The following is a 23,111-nucleotide window of genomic DNA, read 5'->3' on the forward strand; positions in this document are numbered from 1 at the left end:
AGCCTATTGCATATGCGGCATCGAATCATGAAAAAAAATCACGAAACGTCAAAGGAGCTGCGCAAGTTATAGTCGAATAACGATTGCATCAGCTCCTCTGGCTTGTTCAATGCTAAAGCCGCTTGGCTTCTCCGAAATACCAATTTTTTCTTTTCCCTGCATAACTGGCATACGAATAGGAATTGCTCAGACGCGGCCAATCTCTTTCGACGCCCAGCTTGTCGAGACGGTATTGAAAATCTTCCAGCATGGTCCTGGTGTTGCGTACGGCGCGGGGAGACTCGCCCGTTTCAAGGCAATACGCCGCCAAGGCGCCTGCAGCTTCTCCAATGTTCCATTCGGTGGAATGAACCCGGAAGGAACCGTTCGTAACGTGAGTCGTACCGATGTTCTTGCAGGCAGGGATCAGGTTTTGAAGACGTACGGGAATCAGTGCGCCCAAGGCAAGCTGCTGCACCCAATGCTGGCCATGCACAGCGGTTGTGATGTTCGGCCCTCCGTCTCTTCCCTTCTCATGAATATCAATCCGGTAACCGGATACGCCTACGCTGTCCATGTATTCAACCGGTCCGTCAGGATGCATGTCCATGCGGAAATCCTGTTCGCGTATCGTAAACTCGGCTTTTATCCTCCGGCTTTCACGGATATAAGGATGAGCGGCCAAACCATCGCTGGTATCGAAGACGTCGGATCTTGGCCTAAGCCCTTTGAACCCGAGTTCGGACTGCAGATAATAGACCAGGGAGCGGGAAAGCGCTTTGGCCTCCTCAAGCGCGATTTGTTTTTCGGTCTGCGACACCCCGGCCAGTACGCCGCCGCGGTATTCATTCCCGTTCATCAGAACGGTAAGATCGCTACCAAAAAAGGTCTGGTCAAAATTATCGCGGCAAAAATGCCTGCGAAAGTTCCATATGCTTTGCCGGTACGCGTCCTCGTCATGCTCCGCAAAAAGCCCGGCCATCGCACCGCTGCGTTCCGTTGTTGCCGTAATATGGGAAAATTGGGGACGGAATTTCTCATAAGACACAGGCTTGGGAATCGTGAAGTCCTCATCCGGGTGATGTGAAAGCGCGATCAGATGCGTAAACGGCTGTTGCTTGAGAGGCTCGGCCTCTCCTTCCAAAGCCAAAGGTTCGCCTGTCTGGCTGATGCTTTCGGCACCCGTGACATGCTCCGCCCCGCACATGGGCAGAAGATCGCCCAATTCCGTTGCGTCCAGGATATAGTTGGCGGTTATCGTAACCTGCTCTCCATGGACGGATTGAAATTCCACCGCCTGGATCCTATCGCCGGTTAACACGGCTTGGACGGGGGCCAGTCTCTTGAAGATGGACAAAAGACCTGCCGACCGGTACGGGGCAAGCATCTCCTCCAACACGGCCTCGCCTACCCGCGGTTCAAAGCCAAGAGCGCTTACCCAACACGCTCCCGGATTCAAGGTTAAATCCTGCCGGGCCTTTTCATTCATGGGATAATTTCTGCGGTAATAATCCCTGACCTTGCTTCGGAATGTCAGGTAGCTGCGGGTGTGGCCGAATTTTTCGATCCATGGATGCTCGTCCAGCGGTACGCCCTGCCCTGTTGCCTGCCCGCCAATCCAGCCCGTCTCTTCTGTCAGGATCACGCGTTTTCCCATCTTGACGGCGGACAGTGCTGCGGATACTCCCCCAAAGCTCGCGCCTACAACCAGTATGTCTGTTTGATATTCGATGATGATGCTCTACCTCCTGTCGTCATGCTGTCGTCATTGTAAGACGAGTAGAAAGGCAGAAACAATGGGCGATTCAGAAACTGGCGGTTCCTCATAACCTCCATTTCGCATAGGCAGAAAATTCAACCGGCCTCGCTTCTATTTCTATATGGCCGATTGCAGCGATCGCTTTGACAAGTAGCTTGGGGTGCTACTCATCCTTTTTTTTATTTTCTTGATGAGCCAGGCGATAAGCGCCCGGGGTCAAGCCTGTTTCTTTTTTAAATCCCCTTGAAAAGTTTGTTACGTCAATCTTGCCGATTTTTTGAACGATCACAGCCAGGCTGTCATTTGTTGTAAGTAGCAGTTCCTTCGCCTTTTCAATTTTAAGAGAATTGACATACTCGGACAGCGTTTGTCCTGTATGCGTTTTGAAAATACTCCGCAAGTATTGAACGGACATCGAAAACCGATCTGCCAGCGAGCTTATTTGAAATTCATATTTCAAGCCATTTTCATTGATGTATTGCAAAATCTCCTCGATGAGTTGATCGGATTGCTGCTTCTTGTGGCTATTTAAAAAATCTGAAATTTTTTGAAAAACTTGTTCGATTAATTCAATCAAATCATCTACAGTCTGGAAGTTTTCGATTTCCAAAATATCGAATCCGTAATCCAGCGTATTGGAATAAGCCGTATCCAGTAAAATGGACAGACGTTTAAAGTATTGGATAATATCAAAACAAACATATCTGCATGTATAAAGCGTACACTTGTTCGTTTTCATATAGTTCATCATTTCATAAAAACTTTTTTGCGCCTTTTCGATTTTCAAATCAGAGAGATGTTCGCCAAAGGTTCTCAGCATTTCCGGAAGCGGCGCCTCCGTATCCGTTATATGCGAGATCTGCCGGTACTCAATGGTGCTTCCGATACTGTAAAGCATCTTATATTCCAAGGCTTCGCGGCTTTGCAAGTATAGCTTACCTATCAAGGATGGCTTTTCGTTTAAGTCACTTACGCCTACAGTCGCCAAGACGCCTAATTCTAAAAGCTGTTGAAGGATAGCTTCAAATGCCTGTATCAAATCCCTGTAATTTTCCCTTTCCAAGCAAAAGATTCCGACAATTTGCTGATTAAAAAGCAGATTTTTGAATTGGCATTCTACAGATTTAGGGATATTCCCTGCAATGGATTTTACAACATCCGAATACCCAATCTTATTCAAAATGTGAACATCCTCAATATAAATGGATGCAATGCAAAATTCACTTTTTGAAAAAAATACACCGATACGCTTTCCGGCAGAATTTAAGCTTTGCAAGTTATTAAATGAACTATTAAGTACAGATAATAATAAATTTTCATACAGCGCGTCTTCAGAATGTTCCGTGAAATTGCGGTAATCCACTTGCAGCTGATTCAGATCCCCGATAGCCCGTTCTATGGTACCTAGCTCATCGTTCCTGGTATTTGAATACGCTTTCAATTGTAAGGCGATTTTTTGGATAGGGAAATAATTGAACTTTAGGCCCAGTATGATAATGACCGCGCCAATGGTAAACAGGAGCGCAGTTACAACGATCACCCAATCTTTTATTTGGATCAGACTTTTCATGGCATATTGCATATCTGTAATCTTGACATAATAATAGCCTGTCGCCTCGGAATGCAAGGCGATGACATATAGCTTTTGTCCGTCCGCGTGAATGGTGTCCGAAAAATCGCCGTTGTGCTGCTTCAGGAGAGGAGAAATATGATTGTAGATAACCCCCTTTGAATCGGGTACAAAGCTGCTAAGCAATTGGAGGTCCTTATCAAATACAAGTACGTTTTCATTCGCATCTTCTTGTACGGAGAAATTAAAGAGCTGTTTTAATTTTTCATTGTCGATTACAAAAACAACCGTTCTTGATGGATTGGAAAAGTTAGGGGAAAGCGGCGAAAAATAAAACAAATAGGATTGGTCATTTGGGCTGATTACCCGGCGTATAATTGCAGAATCGGAATGGTTGACCAAAGAATAAAATTCTTCAAATTCCAAATCGCTGGAGGCGATGTAATTCGGCAATACATGTGAAAAAAAGAATGTGCCGGACGAGGAAAAAAGCTTATTGGACCCTCGTTCGTACAAAAAGATATCGCTCAGCGGATCCAGCAGTCGCGTCAAAAATGACAGCGTAGAAACAACGCCATCGGGATGGTTTTGGATTTGAAACATCGTCATGGAAGGGGAGCCGTCAATTTTTTCTGTTAACGTCCTTAATTCAGATATTTTGACATCGTATACATTTTTGACTGTGTTTAATTTGTTGATATTGGAGGTATAAATCTCTTTTTCAAATGAATGATACACAGCCGAATAGCAGAATAAAAAAAATACAACGATGGGTATAAACACCGCAAAACTGTATAAGAGCATCGTTTTTCGGAATAACGTGCTTCTAACCGATAGAAAAAGTGAATTCAACAGTCCCACCTCTGAACTATAATTTGAATAAATTATACTTGATCCCCGTCAAAGAAGAAACGGGAAAGCGTCCAAGCAAAAGCGGGCATTACGCCCAGAAAAATTCCGGAAGCCTAATGCCCGCAGGACAAACGATATTGTACCCTTTACGTTCAATCAAAAACGCGTCGCCCGATGCCTTGTCCGAGCTCGGCGCCTTGCGCAATCAAACGATGCTGCAGCTCGCGAATATTCAGCTCGCGCACCGCCTTGCCCTGCTGGACGCTCATCGCTGCCGCTACTCCGGCCGCTTCAGCCTGCGCCATCTGGATCGGGATGACTCTTGTCGACGACATCGCCTCATGCGTGGCCGAGATTGGCCGCCCCGCTACGATGATGCCCTCCAGTCCCTTTGGGAGCAAGCAGGAGAACGGAATCTCATACGTGCTCACCTTTTTCGTATTTAAGCCTTTATGATCGGGCGTATGGATATCCAGATGATATCCGCCGAGACAGATCACATCGTCAAACCGTTTGCTTTCGATCAAGTCTTCGCCGGTAAGCACATAGTCTCCGACGATATGACGCGATTCCCGTATTCCGATTTGATGCGCCGTATCCAGCAGCCGAATGTGTTCGAAGCCGGGCGCGTAAGTTTTGAGAAAATCGAAAATGTCTTTCATCTGCATCAAGCCGGCCACTTCTCCGTTTGAATAGCTCCGGTTGTCGTTTGGATTGATGCCCTCGACGCGGCTTGAGACGACGATCATTTGATCGAACTTCGGGATGCAGACGCCAACCAGATTTGCACGCGGAAATGGAATCCCGGCTTGAACCGCCTGCTCGATATACTGCTGCAGACCGCCCAACACGAACACCTCCGCTCCGTCCATCTGATCAATCAATCCATGAACGACCTCGTCAGTCATCGAAAACGGACGAATTTGCGACGTATGCTCGCGGAAATAGGCGATCAGCGGCTTGAAGTTAATCCCGCTCACCCGGAACACGAGCGAGGACACCTGAACCTTGTTGTCGGACGGCCGACCGTACACATAATCCGCGCCTGCCCGGACCGCTGCGTCTCCATCGCCGCTGCAATCGATCACGGCGCCGCAGGACAACAGCTGACTGCCCTCCTTATTTTGAATCACGATGCCCTTCACGCATCCGTTCTCCACAACCGTATCCGTCAGCATGCTATGCAAATAAAAGTCAACGCCGTCTTCCTGCAGCATTCGGGTGACGACATATTTGAACCAATGCGGATCTACGCCAAGCACGTCGCTTGTAATCGGATCCATATAAAATTGCGTCGCCGCTCCGATCTCTTGCAGCTTCGTTGCAATCTCGTAGGCGATTCCTTTGACAATCAACTGCCGCAGATTGTTATGAAAGCCAAGCAGCGGCAGGCCAGGAATGACATTGCCCCCGACGAACCCATTGTATTCGACGATCGCCGTCCTGGCTCCCGCCCGTGCCGCCGCCATTGCCGCGACGATTCCTGTCGCTCCGCCACCGACAACGACGACGTCGTATGAATATTGTTTTAGCATAGACTTCTCCCTTGTTGGATAAGTATTCGCAAAACCTGTATTACAATACCGGATGCGAGCTTTGCCGGACGACAAGCTCGGGCTGCAGCACGACAATTTTGTTGCTGCGCACCGTTTCGCCGTTCATCATGTCGAGCAGCAGCCCTGCGGCGCCCACGCCGATGTCGTATGTCTGAAACTTGACAGACGTCAGCTTCACCGGCATACGCTCGCACAACCCCGTATTGTCGTAGCCAACGACGAGGACGTCTCTGCCGACGATAAGCCCTTTGTCGCCAAGCGCTTCGCAAGCGCCTTTGGCGATGCCGTCGTTGAAGCAAAAGATACCGTCTGGCGTTACGCCGCTCTCCAGCAGCTGAATGACGCTGTCGTAGCCTTGTCGCTCCGTATCGAACGTCGGCTCGAACAGGACCAGTCGATCGTCCATATCCAACCCCGCTTCGGCCAGCGCACTCGTGTAGCCTTGATAACGTTCGTATGAAGTGGAATAAGCGGGACGCGAAATATAGGCGATAGCCCGGCAGCCGTTGCCGATCAGATGCTTAACCGCCGCATACGCGCCGTAAAAATTGTTCGACACCACCTTCGGCGCCTCCACCCCCTCGATCCCGCGATTGCAGAAAACGATCGGAATGCCGGCCTCCTGCAGCCTGCTGAACAGGCTCAAATCGGTATGGCCGATTATAGCCGGGACGATAATGAGCCCATGGATGCCCCTATCGATCAATTTGTTCATATACCCTGCCTGTTTTTCGATCTGATTGTCCGTATTGCAGATGACGAGGTTAACGTCATGCCGGTTCATAATATCTTCCACACCGCGTAAAATACCCGGGTATGTATCATGCCGGATGTCCGGAATAATGAGCCCCACGGATCGGAACGGACTTCTCGGCGCATGCTCCGCCGCCGCTCCCCGCGCCTCGGATACGTACGTACCGCTGCCATCTTTGGCGTACAAGTAACCCTCACCGATCAACTCGGAAATCGACCGCTCGATCGTCGTGCGAGCTGCATTATATTGCTTAGCCAACGCGTTGCGCGACGGCAGGCGGACATGCGGCTCAAGCAACTTGATCTGCTCGATCAGCTTATGCTTCACTTCCATGTAGCGATATCCGTATGCTTTCAAGCACTTCTCCCCAATCTGTATGCTTCCTATTGGTTTGATTGTAATCGATCAGGGATCGGTATTCAACAGCAGCGCAAACGCTATGTCGAAACCTGCGCGCTGTTGCTTTGCAACAAGCTGCTGCTCCGGTAAAACTCGGCGATGCGCGCCGTCTCCTCGGGTGTAAAGCGCTTAAGCGGCGAACGGACGACCGATGTCTTTAGCACACCTTGTAAGTGGAGTATCGCTTTTTCGTAAGGGATGACGTCAAATTGCAGCATATGGGCGATCACCTCGTTCGCTTGCGCTTGCAGCGCCGGCAGCTTGCTCCATTGCCCTGTCGCCGCAAGCGAAAACATGTCCCTGTAAAGCGAAGGCATCATATTAAACGTGCTGCCGATGGCGCCTTCCGAGCCCATGAGCACCGAGGCCGCATACACCTCGTCGTGTCCGCTCAGGATCAGGAAGCGCTCTCCGCACTTGTCACGAATTTGCTGCATCTCGAACAGATTCATCGATGTGAACTTGACCCCAAGGCATTGCGGATGCCGGGACATGCTTTCGTAAAAATCGACGGTCAGGCTGACTCCGGTCGCCCCGGGGAAATGGTAGATCAGCATCGGAACGGCTACGGCGGACATGATCGTTTCATAGTGTTGCTGCAATTCCTGTATGCCTGCCTTGTAGTAAAACGGTACGACAGCAGATACCGCATCCGCCCCGGTCTGTTCGGCATGCACGGCCAGATCGACACTATCCCGCGTGCTGATGCATCCGGTGTGCGCAATGACCTTCGCCCGCTTCGCCACCGCACCGACCGCCGCCTCAAGCAGCTTCTTGCGCTCCGTCATCGACAGCATGAACGCCTCTCCGGTGCTGCCTCCGACATAAAATCCGCTTACTCCCGACCGCAATTGGTGCTCGATAAGCGCTTGTAAAGAATCGTAGTCGATGTCCCCATTCTCGTTCATCGGCGTAACTAATGCCGTATACAGGCCTTTCATCTCCATACTGGACGTCAATGCGGTTGCCCCTCTCAAGTCGGTTTATAAACCTGTATTACAATTCATTCACAATATAACAAAAAGACTTCAAAAACTCAATAGACTCGTTTAAAATCTGTATTAAAATATTGCAATTGGAATTTACGCAATGTGTCAAGCAGTATATTGAACATTTCGATGAAATAGAGCCACTATTCCGGACATGAGGGAGTCAGGTCTCCGGAGACGGAAGGGGGTCTCTTTATCTGTTTCCCTACCGGTCAAGTGCTCAAAGACACCGGAAACGTGGCTTTCACGCACTGGTACGATGGCTGGCCCGAGCCAAAAAACAAACGGCACGGGAGTTTTTCCCATGCCGTTTCAATATCCTTTTGATCACGCAATCTGAATGACTCGTGTGCGTATACCTTTTGCGCATCCGAGTCCTGCGCCTCAAGCGCATCTGATTCATGATTCGGATGCATGTGCCTCTTAGGCCTCCGACTCGTGTGCCTCGCGGGCATCTGACTCGTGTGCATGTCCCTCATGCGCGTGTCCCTCGTGTGCATGTGCCTCGTGTGCATGTGCCTCAGGAGCATGCGCCTGGTCCGCATACGTCACGGACAGCTCGGCGTAGGCGACGCCCTTGAGCACCTGCAGCTGCTGATGCAGCGCGCGCAGTCGGGAGAGCCGGCCGCGTACGACGATCACCTCGAGGCATTGGTCGTGATTGAGGTGGACATGCATCGTCGATACGATATCGTGGTGGTAGCCGTGCTGCAGCTCGGTCAGCAGATGCTGCAGCTCGTTGACGTGGTGGTCGTACACCATCACGATCGTACCTGCCACGGCCTGCTCCGAATCCATGCGGGAGGGGTCCAGGAGCGCCTTGCGCACCAGATCGCGGATCGCCTCCGAGCGATTCGTATAGCCTTGCCCGCCGATGTACTCGTCGAATTGCTCGATCAGCGGCGCGGGGAAGGACACCCCGAAGCGCGTGAGTTCTTCCTTGTCTGCCAATGTCATCACCTTTGCTCGGGTTTTGCTCAATTGTATCATAAGCAGCGGCCTGCCCCAAGGCCTTGTCCACCACAAGCAAAAGCGCAGTGGCAAGCCGGACTAAAGCCGGCTCCGCCACTGCGCTCAGATGCCTCACAAGATTCGATCGTCTCACTTGAGCGGAATCCAAATCTCCGAATACGCGTCCGGCCCGAAGGGATCGGGATCCGGATACACTTCCAGGGTCGGGCCCTCCGCTTGCTCATAGGGATTGGATGGAAACCACTTCGAAAAGATGCGCTTCCACGTCTCCACCATCGCGTCCGGCATCGGGCCGCGCACCTCGAAGACCGCCCACTTGGCGGCGGAGACCGTCACCCGTTCGAACCCTTCCGGCGTCGTCCCTTCGCGCTCCGCCGCCACCCAGTAATTCATCGTGTTGTCGGCAGCGTCGTAGTCGTCCATCACCGCTGAATAGTGTACCTCACAGAGAGGGCACGCTGCCTGTCTTTTTGTGCGCAGTGCGGACCAACATTCGACGATCAGCATTCGGAGCGCTGCTGCACGGCCTTGCGGTACTCGCGCGGCGTCGTGCCCGTGATCTGCTTGAACACCTTGGCGAAATAATTCGGATCGTCGTAGCCGACACGGCGAGCCACCTCGGCGACCTTGAGCTCGGTGGCGGCGATGGCCAGCTTCGCCTTGGCGATGCGCACATTCGTCATATAGCCCACGAAGCTCTCGCCGGTTTCTTTTTTGAACAGGTTGCTGAAATAATTGGGGCTGAGGTGGACGACCCCGGCCACCTCCTTGAGGTCGCAGCGCTCCATATAGTGGCGGTCGATGTACTGGATCGCCTTCTCCACGATGTTGCGATTCTGCCCGTGCAGCCAGGTGCGGAATGCCGCCAGGAACTCCGCTGCGCGCGCCGCCGCCCAGCTCGCCACGCGCTCGGCGCTCGCCAGCGCATCGAGCGCGTCCAGCCGCTCGGCCAGGGCCGCGGGCTCGCGGCTCAGGCCGAACTCCTTGCCCATGATGCCGGTCAGCGCCAGGGCCAGCGCCAGCGCCTCGCGCTTGGCACGCGCTGGCCGCAGCGCCCGGAGCCGCTCGACGCGCCGCTCCAGATCGGCCCCGAGCCGGTCGCCCTCGCCGAGCATGATCGCGGACATGATCGCATTCTGCACAGTCCGGATCTCCGCCTGATCGCGCGGCAGAGCGACGGCCGCGCCAGCAATGTCGCCTCGACCGGCCCCCGGCTCCGGCAACCGGTCCATGCAGGCCGCCAGCTCGCCCGGCTCCTCCGCCATGCCCGCGCAGCGCGCATGCACCTCGAGGCCCAGCAGCTCCCGCACCTGCTCCCGCAGCTCGCGCATCAGCTGCGGCAGCGCAGCCGCGGCCTCCGGCGCCACGAACAGGGCGAACGCATCGTACACGACTGGGACGATGCGCGCGTCCAGCTCGCGGCCGGCGGCGAGCTCCTCGGCGATGTTGAGCACGGCGAATTGGAGCAGGCCGATGTCGTTATAGCCGTAGGCCTTACCCGGGGGCAGGTACGTATCGACCTGCAGCAGCCAGACCTCGCGGCCCAGGTAATGCTCGCGTACGCCAGGCAGGCTCGCCGCCTCGTACGGCAGACGCAGCATGAGCGAGCGCACCGTCATCAGCTCCAGCTGGCGCATCCCCTTGCGGCTGCGCTCGCGCTCGGCCTGGCGCCGCCGGATCGCCTCGCGCGCCTGCTCCAGCACCCGCACGACCTGCTCCTCGGGGCAGGGCTTGAGCAGGAAGTCGAGCACGCCGTAAGGGATCACCGCCTGGGCATATTCAAAATCCTTGTACCCGGTCAGGATGACGACAGCGACGTCCGGAGCGCGCAGATGCAGCTCCTTGGTCAGCGCGATCCCGTCCATCTGGGGCATCCGGATGTCGGTCATGACCAGATCGGGGGCCGCCTCCTCCAATTGCTCCAGCGCCTCGCAGCCGGTGCGGGCCTCGCCCACCACCTCCCACTCCGGCGCGTTGCGCGCGATCAGCGTCTTCATGCCCTCGCGAATTTTGCGCTCGTCGTCGGCGATCAGCACTCTGCATCGTCTCATGCTCTGTCCTCCCTATTCCTGCCTGAGCTCCAGCGGCAGCGTCAGCCGGATCGTCGTCCCCGCGCCGGGCGCGCTCGCGATATCCAGTCCCGCCGCCTGGCCATAGACCAGCTCCAGCCGCCGCAGCACGCTGCGCATGCCGATGTGCTCCCGGTCCTGCTGCTCGCTCTGCTCGCGCACGCGTCCACGCTCCCGCTGGGCCAGCAGCTCGCGGATCTCGGCCTCCTCCATGCCGCGGCCGTTGTCCGCGATCAATAGACGCAGCTGCTCTCCGCTGTGCGTGGCGACGATGCGAATCCGCATATCGAACGGATGATCGCGGAAGGCATGGACGAAGCTGTTCTCGATCAGCGGCTGGAGCAGGAAGCGGATAACCTGGGCATCCAGCACCGAGTCGTCCGCCTCGACCGATGTCTCCAGATCGTCCTCGAAGCGCGCCTGCTGGATGGCGAAGTAATTGCGGATCTGATGCAGCTCGTCGCGCAGCGTCGTCATCCGTCCGACCGGCTCCAGCGCGTAGCGCAGCATTTCCGAGAGGGCGACGATCAGCCGCGCCGTCTTCATGTCCTCCTTCATGTACAGCTCCCAGTAGATGGTGTCGAGCGTATTGTACATGAAGTGCGGATTGAGCTGCGCCTGCAGCGCGCTCAGCTCCGCCTCGCGCTCGCGCAGCCGACGCTCGTACACCTCGCGGATCAGCGCGTCGAGGTTGGCCGCCATCGTATTGAAGCCCTGGCCGAGGAAGGCCAGCTCATCCTGCGTCCGGATTTCGACGCGCGTATCGAAGCGGCCCTCCCGCAAGCGGCGCATGCCCTGCATCAGCAGCTTGAGCGGCCGCAGCAGCTGCTGGCTCGTCAGCAGGATGAGCACCCAGGCGATGACGATGCTGACCAGCGCCGAGTACAGCGCGATATTGACGATGATCTCGCTGCGGCTCTGCATATTCTCCAGCGACACCCGGCTGACGAGCGTGAAGCCGACCGTATCCGCCTCGCTGTTGGCGTACAGATAGGGCACCTGGCCCTCGCGCCGCACCTGCGTCCCGCGCGCACCCAGCAGCCGGGCGGCGTCGGCCGTGTCAAGTTCACGGTCGTCGGTATAGAGCAGCTGGTCGCGCTGGTCGAACAGATACACCTGGCCCGCCTCGTCGGCCGTCAGCTCGCGCAGATAGCGCGAGAACAACTGCTGGTCGAACACCATGATCAGCACGCCGTACGTCTCCAACTGGGCTGTCTTCATCAGGCGCGAGGCTACGATCATGCGGCGGTGGCCGCTGCGCTCGATCGCGCTGGGCAGCTCCATGCTGCGCCACACCGTGCTGCCGTTGGTGTCCTCCAGCTCCCGCGCCAGCGAGGCGTACGTCTGCGGCAGCAGCTTGTTGACCGACTGATTGTTGTCGTAATACACGCGCACGCCCTGCAGATTGTAGACGTAGAGGCTGCTGAGCTGCGGCGCATCAAGCTTGACCTTGTTGAGCAGCTCGCTGAGCTCCTGGCTGTTGACGTACTGCTCGAAGTCCGACTGCCCTTCCTCCGCGGAGGAGCGCTTGACGATCTGCTCCACGTACGGGTGGAAGACGATATAGTCCGACGTGCGATACAAGTTCTGAATATGAATGTCGAGCCGCGCCAGCGCCTGCTCGTTCGCCTTCGTGTACTGCTTGCTGATCTCCTGCTCGAAGAGGCTCAGGTGAATGCGGTAGGAAATATAGCCGCTGAGGCAGAAGATCAGCAGGATGACCGCCGACAAGCTGACGATCAGCTTGGTCTTGAAGCTGTAGCGCATCCCTCGCTCCCCCAGCCGCATTCCGCCTCGCCTCCTTACAGGTTAAAATTCAATATTCGCTCGCGTCCGCCCTCGTCCAGGCGCAGCCGCGTCAGACCGCTGCCGTACGCCCCCTGCCCGTACGGGCAGTCGATCAGTGGATGATCCTCGCCCAGCACAGGCGCGCCGCCAGCCGTGCAGGTCGTCTCCCAACCGAGCGCCAGCTCGCCGCAAGAGGGCGAGTCATATCGCAGGTCCTCGCCCCGGTGCTCCAGCCGGGCGCCCGCGATGCGCCGCGCAAAGGCCTCGAAGGAGCCGTCGGCCGACGCGCTGCCCGCCTCCAGCAGCCAGATGGAGCGCTTCTCCAGACAGAGCAGCTCGCGGTCCTTGTCCGGCCCGCTGCGCGTGATCGTGTACGGCTTGTTGCAATAGACCGCGACATACGCGTCGCCGTGACGGCCGCATAGCCAGTCTCCCACCTCGGCCACCTCGTCGAGCTGACCCATCGGGAAGTAGCAATGGGTGTAGCCGGCTTTTTCTTCAATAGTATAAATGTAAGCCAGCAGGTTGCGATATGCAACCGTCTTGGGATTGCGATACTGTCCGCCCCAGTACGACGGCCGCGTCGCGGCGGACTTGTTGTCAAAGCAGGTGACGAACACCGGCACGCGCCCGCCGAGCAGCACCTGCCCGGCCTGCACCTGATGGCCCGCCCGGCCGGCCATCGACTCGACCAGTCCCGAGACCATGTAATCCGCGGTGCGGTAGGTCGAGCAATTGACCCCGCCCAGCCCCTCGCGGGGAAACAGCCCCATCCGCGTCCGCGTCAGCAGCGGCTCCGGCGACGAAGCGATGCGGGCCAGCTCGCCGGGCACCGCGTAGCCGCTGTCGATCAGCGTCGCCGCGCCGATCGACAGCCGGTCCTCACGCAGCCGCCGCGGCGCGCCCAGCAGCAGCCAATTGAGATGACTCATGCTCTCCAGCTCCGGCTGCATCAGCGCATGCTCATAGCAGCGGCCGTGCGTCGTGCCCATCACGCCGTGCTGGCTGTGGGTCGCGATCAGCACGCCGATCAGGTCGAGCAGCTGGCGCGCCAGAATGCGCATGTACCCAGTCTCCTCGCCGAAGTCGTACAGATTGAGCATCGCCAGTATGTCTTCCTCGTAATACGTGTTGGAATGCCACTCCATGAAGCCGTAGCGGCCCTTCTCCTGAATCCAGCGCTCGGCCATGCGTTTGCCCTTCTGAATATGGAAGAGACCGTTCTGCCCGCTGCTGGCGAAGCGCTCCCCCGGAAAGAGCAGCCCCGCCAAATATTCGGCGCTGTGAAACAGAATCTCATGATTCTCCGAGCGCGTGAACATCATCGACGGCCCCGGCTCGTCCTCCCAATACTTGAAGCCCAGGATGCACGTCTTCATCCGGGCCATCAGCTCGGCCGGCGCATCGTCGTGTTCGAGCAGGCGATGATAGAGACGCAGCAAGCCGTGCAGCGCAAAATCGGCGCAATCGTAGCGGCGATTGATATAGGCAATCGTCGCTTCGATCCGCTCCGTCTCCAGCTGCCCCGGGCCGCCAGCGCGCAGCCGCATCACCTGCCGGTAGAGATGCTCGCGCACATTCGTGCGCGCCAGCGCCTCCGACGCATAATGCGCCTGCAGCCATCCGCTGCGGCCCGCATACGACGCGTCCGGCTCCACCGTGACGAACGGCGTCAGCTGCAGCGGCAGCTGCACGCCCTCGATCCGCACATCCGCTGCGAGCGCATCGATGCAGATCGCGTACTCCCCGGGTCCACCCAGCTCGTCGCCGCAGCACAGCGCCAGCTCCAGGGCATCTCCCACGCCCTGCACCTCGGTGCGCCAGCGCGGCTCGCGCTCGGCCGGATCGCCGCGCTCGGCGGCGTAGACCGTCACCTCCCAGCGGCTGCCCGCCTGCAGCGGGGATTCCAGACCGAGTCTGATCGTCTCGTGCGGCTCGGCGTACGGCCGCGGTATATAGAACTTGGCCAGATCCGCTTCCACCGCCTCACGCGCCGGCGGCTCCAGCAGCAGCGGCAGCCGGGTCTCACAGGCACTGTCCTCCACGGTCAGCCAGAAGGAATTGGTGCAATGCAGATGCACATTGAATAGCAGCACGACGAGGCGATTGTCGCCGCGGTGCAGCGGCACCTCGACCTCCCACTCGCCCTCGACGCGCCCGAGCCGGCTCGCGTCCAGCACGGGCCGGCCGTTGACCCACAGCTGCACCGCCCCTGCCGCCCACACGCGCAAGCGGCGCGTGCCGCTCTCCGGCACGGCAATCGCGCTCGCCGCGTACGTCGCGAGCAGGCGGGCGTGAATGCCGAAGCGCGCCCACGTCAGCTTGCGCTCCGCCGGATCACTGCGCTTGCAGCGCCAACGAAGCCGCTGGCCGTACAAGGCCAGCGGCTCTCCTTCCTGCGGCAAGGCGCCCAAAGGCGCCTCCCGCTTGGCTTCCTGCAGTTCCTGCGCGTACGGCGCAGTCGGCACGCGGTAGTTCGAATCGTAGCGCTCCGACACATCCCGCTCGAACGGACCGGCATAGATCCAGTCGCGTATCGGCTCCCCTGCCGCATAGCTCGTGTTTCGCATGACTGCTTCAGCTCCGTTTCATCATGAGTAGTGTGCCGAATTATTCGCAATCAATAGCCCAAATTATTTGTCGATGCCTTGCTGCTCGCGGATCACGGCGTACAGATCCTCGGCGAGGAAGGCCGTATCCTTATTGTTCGCGTACCAGTCCTTCAACCACGCTTCGGCCTCGGGCCCCATCCCGTTTTGGAACACCTTTTGCGCTTCCTCGAGCGCTTGCTGCACCGTATAGTTGGACCCGCTGACGATGGCCTTCGAGTACAGATCGCCGATCGTTTTGTTCGTCTCGCCGAGCGTCGTCTGCAGCTCCTTGGGCATCTGCGGCATATGCTCGGAGATCGTGATCTCCGAATACGGACGATCCAGATCGATGTAGGCTTCCAGCCCCTGGTGGAACAGATCCAGCCCTTCCTGCTCGAGCGGCACCTCCGGATTGAATTCCGACTCCATGCCGCATTTGCCCTCCAGGACATACGGCGCAGTCATCAGCATCTGCAGATCGACCGTGTAGCCCACCTGCTCCGTCTTGTCGTTGTCCAGGGCCACGGGACAGCCGTTCTCGCCCATTTCGTAATGCTCGCCTTCAACGCCGTACTTGAGCGTCTGCCCCGTCGACGGCTCGATCAGGAAGTCCACGTACGCCATGACCGCTTCGGGATTGTCCGCGCCGCGGTTGATGGCCGCCGTCATCTGGACCGGATTGGCGAAGGTCGGCGTGAACGCACCGGCGCGGCTTTCCGGATAAGGAATCGGGATGATTTCGGCGTCCGGCACATTGTCCTTGAGCGTCTTGTATTCGTTCGTCGTGAAGGTCTTCCAATTGAGCAGCACCGGATAGATGCCGAGCTTGCCCGTCACGAAGTCCTGGCGCGCGTTCTCGCCGTTTTTGTCGTTCAGGAAGTCGCGGTCAATGATGCCTTCCTCGTACAGGCGCTTCATGAACGAGGCTTCTTCCTCGAAGCTGTCCCAGGCGTAAACGATTTCATCGTCTCGCAAAACGAAGCCCATTTTTTGGAAAATCTGATCGAGCGTGCGCGTCGAGTTGCCGCTGACCGCCAGACCGTACGTGTCGTCCTTGCCGTTGCCGTCCGGGTCCTCGGTACGGAACGCCTTGGCCACCTCGTACAGCTCCTCGGTCGTCTTCGGATATTCGAGACCGAGCTTGTCAAGCCAGTCCTTGCGGATGAGCACGGCCCGGTTGGGCACGACCTCGTTGAGCCGGCCAAAGTAGTACAGCTTGCCGTCGTCCAGGGTGCCGGCCTTGCGCAGCGCCGGATAGTCCTCCAGCATCGCCTTGTACGACGTGCTGTGCTCCTCAATCAGCTCGTCGAGCGGCAGGAGCTGCTTTTGTTGGTACCAGATGTTGCGAATAGCGGGACTGTACTCGAACAGCAGATCCGGCGCGCTCCCCGAAGCAAGCAGCGTATTGTATTTGTCCTCCGATTCCCAGCGCGGAACCGCGGTGAACGTGACATTGGCCGGCCCGTTCTCCGACAGCCACCTGGTCCAGCGATTGTCCTCGATCGAGCCTTCGGCCGCCGGCACGCTGCCGCGGTCGTAGATCGCGCTGGAGATGTTCGCTTTTTCCTTCGGCTCGTTGCCGTCGGCACCGTTTCCGTTATCGGCGGAGCCGCCGCCATCGTTCGACGAGCATCCCGCAATCGCCAGGCTGAGCATGAGCCCCGCCGCCACAAAACCTTTTTTGTTCATCTTCTTCGCCCCCAAGATTAGAATGTGGTGCTTGCCATACATTAGCCCTTCACGGAACCGATCAGCACGCCCTTGACGAAATACTTCTGCAAGAACGGGTAGACGAGCAGCATCGGCACGATCATGACAACGACCCCTGCGGACTTGATCGCCTCGGGCGTCATCCGCGCCGCTTCCTCCGGCTGGAACGAGACCATCTCCTGGGTAATCTGCTGGCTGCGAATCATCTGCTGCACGAGGACGGACAGGTTGTACTTGTCGGTATCGTTGATATAGATCAGCACATTCATAAACGCATTCCAGTAGTATACCCCATAGAACAGCGACAGCGTAGCGATCATCGGCAACGACAGCGGCAGCATGATCCGCGCCAGCAGCCGCAGCTCGCCGCAGCCGTCGATGCGGGCGGCCTCTTGCAGTTCCTCCGGCAGATTCTCGAAAAAGCTCTTCATCACCAGCATGTTGTACGTGCTGACCAGGGCTGGCAGCCAGATCGCAAAATACGTGTTGATCAGGCCCAATCCCTTGACGACCAGATAGGTCGGAATAATGCCCGCGCCGAACAGCATGGTGAACACCATCAGCAGCGTAAACGCCCGGCGGGCATAAAAGTAGCGCCTGGACAGCGGATACGCCGCCAGCATCGTCAGCAGCATGCTCAGGGCAACGCCGACCAGCGTGATCAGCAGGCTGTTGCCGAAGGCGCCGATGACATTCGTGCCTTTGAAGAGCATCTCATAAGCATCCAGCGTCCACCCCCGCGGCCAGATCGTCACCAGACCGGACATGATCGCGCCCGAATCGCTGAGCGACAGCGCGGCGACATGGACCAGCGGGAACAGGCAGGTCAGCCCGATCAGCGACAACAGCACGTAATTAACAGCATAGAACCACTTGTCTCCAGTCGTGTCCTTCACACGCCCACCCCCTTAAAATAAGCCTTGGTCGAATCGCCGCGCGACCCAATTGGCCGCGACCACGAGCACCAGCCCCACGAGCGCCTCGAACAGTCCCATCGCCGCGCTCAGACTGAACTGCGCCCCCTTGAGCCCGACGCGATAGATGTACGTGCTGATCACCTCGGAGACGTCGGAGACGACGCCGTTCTGCAGCATGAACACCTGGTCGAAGCCGACCTCCATGATGTTGCCGGTAGACAGAATGAAGAGGATGACAATGATGGAACGGATACCCGGCAGCGTGATGTGCCAGATCTGCCGCAGCTTGCTCGCCCCGTCCATGCTGGCCGACTCGTACAGCCCCGGGTCGATCGTGGACATCGCGGCCAGATAGATGATCGTGCCGAAGCCCATCTCCTTCCACACGCCCGAGCTGACGAATACCGCGATCCAGGAGATCGGCTTGTAGAGGAACGGATACGGCTCGCCGAACCAGCGTTCGATCCAGTGGTTGATCGTGCCTGCCTCCATCGAGAACACCGTCACGACGATGCCGCCGATGATGACCCAATTGAAGAAGTGAGGCAAATACACGATCGTCTGCAACACGCGGCGGAACAGGACTTTGCGCACCTCATTGAGCATCAGCGCCAGGATGATCGGCGCCGGGAACCCGAAGAGCAGCTGAAGCAGGCTGAGCATCAGCGTGTTGCGGATAATCGAGAGGGTGCGGCTCTGTGTGAACAACAGCTCGAAGTTGTGCAGTCCGACCCATGGACTGCCGAACACGCCGTCAAAGAAGTTGTAATCCTTGAAAGCGATCACATTTCCGGCAATCGGCGCATACTTGAAGATGACGTAAAAGGCGACGACCGGCAAAAACATCGCGAGCAGCGGAATGTTTTGCCTGAACCGCTTGCGGCTGAATCCCTGCCGCCCGCCCGGCTTGCCCGATTGCGGCCGAGCGGCCGCCTCCGGGGGCGGGGAAACCGTTGTATTCATGGTGAAGCCCTCCTCTTAGTCCATATTGTAAGAGGAGCGGCAACCCGATTCCTTGAAATTTTACCGGCGAATCTGGAGAAATACCCGATCTGGTGGAATAAATAGGCGACTTGCGGCGCTTCGCTGCCTCCGCGTGATCCTCCGCGCGGTCCTCCACGTGGTCCTCCACGTGGTCCTCCGCTCCGCCGCACACCTCGCCGCACGTCTGGCTTTCGCGTGGTCCTCCACGCGCTCCTCCGCGCGCTCCTCCGCGCCGCACGCCTGGCTTGCGCGTTCGGTACGGGCAGCACAAGGCGCTTTGAGCTGGGAGCGCTTGGCTCATGAGCGCCAAAGGCAGGGCGTGGACGATGGAACGCAGTCAAGATCGTCAGGCAGGCGCGGATCGTGCCAAACAGCACGGCTTCCGGTTAGCGACTCTGTACGGCTGCTGGCGGCGGTACGGGAGATACGGGCGAAGCGACGGGAGATGCGGGCAGGCGTACGAGAGATACGGGCGGCGGTACGGGAGTTGCGGGCGGCGGTACGGGAGTTGCGGGCGGCGGTACGGGAGATGTGGGCGGGCGTATGAGAGATACGGGTGGCGGTACGGGAGATGCGGGGGCGTACGAGAGATACGGGTGGCGGTACGGGAGATGCGGGGGGCGGTACGGGAGATGTGGGCGGGCGTGTCAATTTACGTTTAAGGCAATCTGCGCCTTACGGACACTTTTGTCCGTTAGCGCGTAATTTCAAGCAGTTCCATTGGTCTAACGGACATTTTTGTCCGTTAGACCAAGTTATTGGCAGCAACGAAGAGGAAAAACCTCTCTAACGGTCAGAAGTGTCCGTTACAATTAGAATGCCGCGGATTCGTCGCTGTAGCGGTCATATCTGTCCGCTACAGACATCAACCGCGACTCAAGGCGAACCGGACAAGCCGTCTTTGGCGGCGCAGCGAGTTTCGTTCCGAGAATATATAATTTATAAGCGCGAAACTTATACGCTATATATTTAAAAAATCGGCGCCGAACAGGTCCAAGAACCTGCTGGCGCCACATGTCTTACCGCGCATCATCATGTCGTGCTCATACCACAATTATTGCTCCTATATGTTGCATCCAGCCGCTCGCCTATTTCGTCCATCTGCTCAGCTATTGCATCCAACCGCTAGCCTATTTCGTCCATCTGCTCAGCTATTGCATCCAGCCGCTCGCCTATTGCGTCCATATACTCAGCTATTGTGTCCAGCCGCTAGCCTATTGCGTCCATCTGCTCAGCTATTGTGTCCAGCCGCTCAGCACATCCGGCAAAAACAGCGAAATCTGCGGTACATACGTGACGAGGAACAACACGGCGAGCAAGATAGCCACCTTGGGCCACACGAAGACCAACATCTGCGACACTTTGATCTTGGCAATCGACGAGGTGACGAACAGGCAGACGCCGACCGGCGGCGTCACCTGACCGATGGACACGTTGACCGCCATAATGATGCCCAGGTGCACCGGATCGATCCCTACGGCGGTCGCAAGCGGCAGCAGCAGCGGCGTGAAGATCATCAGCGCGCTGATGGCATCGATGAAGGTGCCGGCCACAAGCAGCAGCAAGTTAATGACGAGCAGCAGCAGCAGCTTGTTCTCTGCGATCGGACCAAGCAGCTCGATCAGTTGCTCCGGTACCCGGTGGTAGGACAGCAGCCAGGTGAAGAGCGCGGCCGAGCCGATCAGGAAGATGATTGCGGCGGAGATTTTGGCGGTGTTGAGCAGGATGTCCGCCAGGTCCTTCAGCTTGAGCTCGCGATACACGAACAGGCCGATGAGCAGGGCGTAGACAATCGCCACCACGCCCGACTCCGTCGCCGTGAAGACGCCCGACAGGATGCCGCCTACCATGATCGCAGGCATGAGCAGCGCCAGCAGCGCATCCTTGAGGCCAATCGCCACTTCTCTCGCGCTCGCGCGCCGCTCCTGCCCCTGATACTGGTGCTTCTTGCCGATATAATAGCAGTACGCCAGCAAGCCGAGGGCGATCAGCACGCCCGGCGCCACGCCGGCCACGAACAGATCGGCAATCGAGGCATTGGCAATCACCCCGTACAGCACCATGAAAATGCTCGGCGGGATGATCGGGCCGAGGATGCCCGAGGTCGCCACGAGGCTCGCGGAGAAGCGTACATCGTAGCCGTGCTCCTTCATCGCCGGGATCAGCATGCCGCCGATTGCCGCGGCCGTCGCGATCGCGCTGCCGGTGACCGCCGAGAAGAAGGCGCTCGCCAGCACGACGACCATCGCGAGGCCGGCGGGCAGATGACCGACCAGCGTCTGCGCGAAGCGAATCAGTCTGGCCGAAATGCCGCCCTTCGACATGATTTCACCGGCCATGATGAACAGCGGAATCGCGATTAGCGCAAAATTATCCACGCCGCGAAAAATACGGCGCGGCACGTTGATCAGCAGGTCGGGGTCGGTGAGCCATAACGCTGCAATCGAGGTAAAGCCGAGCGCGTATGCAATCGGCACGCCGATAAAAAAGAGCAGGAAAAGGGCCGGCACAAGGTAAATCACTTCACGATCAGCCCCTTCACTGCGTAGTAGAGCATGAACAGCCCGCTGATCGGAAGCGCGGCGTACACGTAGGCCACCTTGATCGGCAAGAAGCCGATCTGCTGCCCCGAGGCCAGATTATCCCGAACGAGCAAAAAGCCGTAGTACACGAAAACGAGCACAAAGACGAACACCACAAGCAATTCGATTGCCTGAAGCGACCGCTTCACGACGGGCGGCGCCTTGTCCAGCAGCTCGACCTTGAGATGCTCCTTGTGCTTGACCGACAGCGCCGCCCCGAACAACACGAACCAGACAAAGCTGATCATGATTACTTCCTGCGACCAAGGCAGCGGCATGCTCAGCACGAAGCGATACACCACCTGGATCAGGGTCAGCAGCACCGTCGCGCTCAAAAACAGGCAGGTCAGAAATTCCAGGGTGTAGCCGATATAATGCAGTCCCTTTCTCATGCGCGCCTCCTTCCCGAAACAGCAAAGCAGGCTGCGCCCGACTTGCCGCAGCCTGCCGGACAGCCTGCCGGCGTTTTGCTCGTTAGTTAACCGCTTCGATGCGCTCGATCAACTCGGCCGGCACCTGCTTGCTGAGCACATCCTTGACATTCCGGGTCGCCTCGCGAAACGCTGCGATATCGGGCTCGGTGACGACGACGCCGGTCTCCTTGATCTCATCGAGGATCGTCGCGTTGATGCGGGCCAGCTCCTCGCGCTGGTATTGCTGCGCCGCCAGGAACGCTTCCTCGACGATGCCCTGCTGCGCCTCCGTCAGGCTCTCCCATGTGTCGGTGCTCATCGCCACGGCCGCCGGCGAATACGTGTGATTGGTCAGCGACAGATACTGCTGCACCTCGTAGAATTTCATCGAATAGATCGTGTTGAGCGGATTCTCCTGCCCGTCCACGACGCCCTGATCCATCGCCGAATACAGCTCGTTGAAGGCAATCGGCGTGGCGCTTGCGCCGAGCGCCGACATGTGCGCTTCCCAGACCGGCGAAGGCTGCACGCGAATTTTCAGCCCTTCCAGATCCGACGGCTCAGCGACCTCGCGCTTGCTGTTGGTGAGCTGGCGCAGGCCGATTTCCCAGAAGCCGAGGAACTTCATGTCTTTGGCATCGGCAAGCGCGATCAGGTCTTGTCCGACCTCGCCGTCCAGCGTGGCATAGACGTGCTCCAGATCGCGGAACAGATACGGAATGCCGAACACGTTCATCTCCGGCACAATATTCGCGAACGAGCTGTCGGCGACGACGGCCGCAATGTCCAGCGTACCGTCGAGCACCTGCTCCATCGTCTCGTCCTCGTTGCCGAGCACGCCGTTATTGAAAATGTCGATCCTCACCGCACCGTCCGTCTCCGCCTCGACCAGCTCCTTGAACTTCTCCGCCGCGATTTGATATTGATGCGTCTCCGATCCCACATGGGCCAGGCGCAGCGTCACCGCTTCGGGAGCGCCATCCGAACCGGCTGCGCCTTGATTCCCGCCATTGCTGCCGTCGTTATCCGCTCCCCCGCAGGCGGACAATAGCAAGGCAGGCAGTATGGTCAACACGGCAAGCGTACGCAAAATTTTCAACATGATTTCAACTCTCCTTGTTGCGTCATTCGGACGCGCGATTAATTCCGACTTTTTTAGTAAGAATTATGTTGAAAATTATCATAGCTCAATTAAAGAAGGTTTGCAAGAAAAAAAACCTTTCTTTC

At 57.6% G+C, this 23,111-nt stretch carries 16 protein-coding genes; all 16 read right to left on the reverse strand.

What is annotated here, in order from left to right; translation table 11 throughout:
- Positions 1-112: 112 nt before the first annotated feature.
- Positions 113-1,717, reverse strand: coding sequence for an FAD-dependent oxidoreductase (locus tag IDH44_RS03090; RefSeq protein ID WP_190914648.1), 1,605 nt, complete (start codon positions 1,715-1,717; stop codon positions 113-115).
- 184 nt (positions 1,718-1,901) lie between these two features.
- Positions 1,902-4,160, reverse strand: coding sequence for a helix-turn-helix transcriptional regulator (locus IDH44_RS03095; protein WP_190914599.1), 2,259 nt, complete (start codon positions 4,158-4,160; stop codon positions 1,902-1,904).
- 152 nt (positions 4,161-4,312) lie between these two features.
- A complete protein-coding gene (locus tag IDH44_RS03100; protein ID WP_190914601.1) occupies positions 4,313-5,695 on the reverse strand; it encodes an FAD-dependent oxidoreductase in 1,383 nt (460 codons plus the stop codon).
- A 40-nt stretch (positions 5,696-5,735) separates the two neighbouring features.
- Positions 5,736-6,827: a GntR family transcriptional regulator gene (locus tag IDH44_RS03105; RefSeq protein ID WP_190914603.1), complete on the reverse strand. Its 1,092-nt coding sequence runs from the start codon at positions 6,825-6,827 to the stop codon at positions 5,736-5,738.
- An 80-nt stretch (positions 6,828-6,907) separates the two neighbouring features.
- On the reverse strand, positions 6,908-7,828 hold the full coding sequence (locus IDH44_RS03110) for an N-acetylneuraminate lyase (protein WP_223869328.1): 921 nt from the start codon (positions 7,826-7,828) through the stop codon (positions 6,908-6,910).
- A 453-nt stretch (positions 7,829-8,281) separates the two neighbouring features.
- A complete protein-coding gene (nikR, locus tag IDH44_RS03115) occupies positions 8,282-8,815 on the reverse strand; it encodes a nickel-responsive transcriptional regulator NikR (protein ID WP_190914605.1) in 534 nt (177 codons plus the stop codon).
- A 144-nt stretch (positions 8,816-8,959) separates the two neighbouring features.
- A complete protein-coding gene (locus tag IDH44_RS03120) occupies positions 8,960-9,253 on the reverse strand; it encodes a GyrI-like domain-containing protein (protein ID WP_263364356.1) in 294 nt (97 codons plus the stop codon).
- A gap of 77 nt (positions 9,254-9,330) precedes the next feature.
- Positions 9,331-10,881 (reverse strand): response regulator transcription factor, encoded by a 1,551-nt coding sequence (locus tag IDH44_RS03125; protein ID WP_190914609.1) that lies wholly within the window; start codon positions 10,879-10,881, stop codon positions 9,331-9,333.
- A gap of 12 nt (positions 10,882-10,893) precedes the next feature.
- On the reverse strand, positions 10,894-12,687 hold the full coding sequence (locus IDH44_RS03130) for a cache domain-containing sensor histidine kinase (protein WP_190914611.1): 1,794 nt from the start codon (positions 12,685-12,687) through the stop codon (positions 10,894-10,896).
- Between the two features lie 14 nt (positions 12,688-12,701).
- Positions 12,702-15,257: a hypothetical protein gene (locus IDH44_RS03135; protein ID WP_190914613.1), complete on the reverse strand. Its 2,556-nt coding sequence runs from the start codon at positions 15,255-15,257 to the stop codon at positions 12,702-12,704.
- 63 nt (positions 15,258-15,320) lie between these two features.
- Positions 15,321-16,967 carry an extracellular solute-binding protein gene (locus IDH44_RS03140; protein WP_223869329.1) on the reverse strand — a complete coding sequence of 549 codons (1,647 nt, stop codon included), beginning with the start codon at positions 16,965-16,967 and terminating at the stop codon, positions 15,321-15,323.
- A gap of 41 nt (positions 16,968-17,008) precedes the next feature.
- The gene (locus tag IDH44_RS03145; protein WP_190914615.1) at positions 17,009-17,884 is read right to left on the reverse strand and encodes a carbohydrate ABC transporter permease; all 876 of its coding nucleotides are present in this window, start codon (positions 17,882-17,884) and stop codon (positions 17,009-17,011) included.
- Positions 17,885-17,896: 12 nt separating this feature from the next.
- Complete coding sequence (locus IDH44_RS03150; RefSeq protein WP_190914618.1) at positions 17,897-18,868, reverse strand: ABC transporter permease; 972 nt, start codon at positions 18,866-18,868, stop codon at positions 17,897-17,899.
- A gap of 1,256 nt (positions 18,869-20,124) precedes the next feature.
- The gene (locus tag IDH44_RS03155) at positions 20,125-21,411 is read right to left on the reverse strand and encodes a TRAP transporter large permease (protein WP_190914620.1); all 1,287 of its coding nucleotides are present in this window, start codon (positions 21,409-21,411) and stop codon (positions 20,125-20,127) included.
- Positions 21,408-21,863 (reverse strand): TRAP transporter small permease, encoded by a 456-nt coding sequence (locus tag IDH44_RS03160; RefSeq protein ID WP_190914622.1) that lies wholly within the window; start codon positions 21,861-21,863, stop codon positions 21,408-21,410. Before IDH44_RS03160 ends, IDH44_RS03155 begins: the two co-directional genes overlap by 4 nt.
- An 82-nt stretch (positions 21,864-21,945) precedes the next feature.
- Positions 21,946-22,986 carry a TRAP transporter substrate-binding protein gene (locus tag IDH44_RS03165; RefSeq protein WP_190914624.1) on the reverse strand — a complete coding sequence of 347 codons (1,041 nt, stop codon included), beginning with the start codon at positions 22,984-22,986 and terminating at the stop codon, positions 21,946-21,948.
- Positions 22,987-23,111 lie beyond the last annotated feature (125 nt).

It is taken from the genome of Paenibacillus sabuli, from assembly GCF_014705605.1.
GTDB lineage: Bacteria > Bacillota > Bacilli > Paenibacillales > Paenibacillaceae > Paenibacillus_D > Paenibacillus_D sabuli.

Excerpts from the sequence above, each read along its gene's own strand:
- nikR (WP_190914605.1), bottom strand. The coding sequence starts at position 8,815 with ATGACATTGGCAGACAAGGAAGAACTCACGCGCTTCGGGGTGTCCTTC.
- IDH44_RS03125 (WP_190914609.1), bottom strand. The coding sequence starts at position 10,881 with ATGAGACGATGCAGAGTGCTGATCGCCGACGACGAGCGCAAAATTCGC.
- IDH44_RS03140 (WP_223869329.1), bottom strand. The coding sequence starts at position 16,967 with ATGAACAAAAAAGGTTTTGTGGCGGCGGGGCTCATGCTCAGCCTGGCG.
- IDH44_RS03135 (WP_190914613.1), bottom strand. The coding sequence starts at position 15,257 with ATGCGAAACACGAGCTATGCGGCAGGGGAGCCGATACGCGACTGGATC.
- IDH44_RS03100 (WP_190914601.1), bottom strand. The coding sequence starts at position 5,695 with ATGCTAAAACAATATTCATACGACGTCGTCGTTGTCGGTGGCGGAGCG.
- IDH44_RS03120 (WP_263364356.1), bottom strand. The coding sequence starts at position 9,253 with ATGGACGACTACGACGCTGCCGACAACACGATGAATTACTGGGTGGCG.
- IDH44_RS03130 (WP_190914611.1), bottom strand. The coding sequence starts at position 12,687 with ATGCGGCTGGGGGAGCGAGGGATGCGCTACAGCTTCAAGACCAAGCTG.
- IDH44_RS03165 (WP_190914624.1), bottom strand. The coding sequence starts at position 22,986 with ATGTTGAAAATTTTGCGTACGCTTGCCGTGTTGACCATACTGCCTGCC.
- IDH44_RS03160 (WP_190914622.1), bottom strand. The coding sequence starts at position 21,863 with ATGAGAAAGGGACTGCATTATATCGGCTACACCCTGGAATTTCTGACC.
- IDH44_RS03150 (WP_190914618.1), bottom strand. The coding sequence starts at position 18,868 with ATGAATACAACGGTTTCCCCGCCCCCGGAGGCGGCCGCTCGGCCGCAA.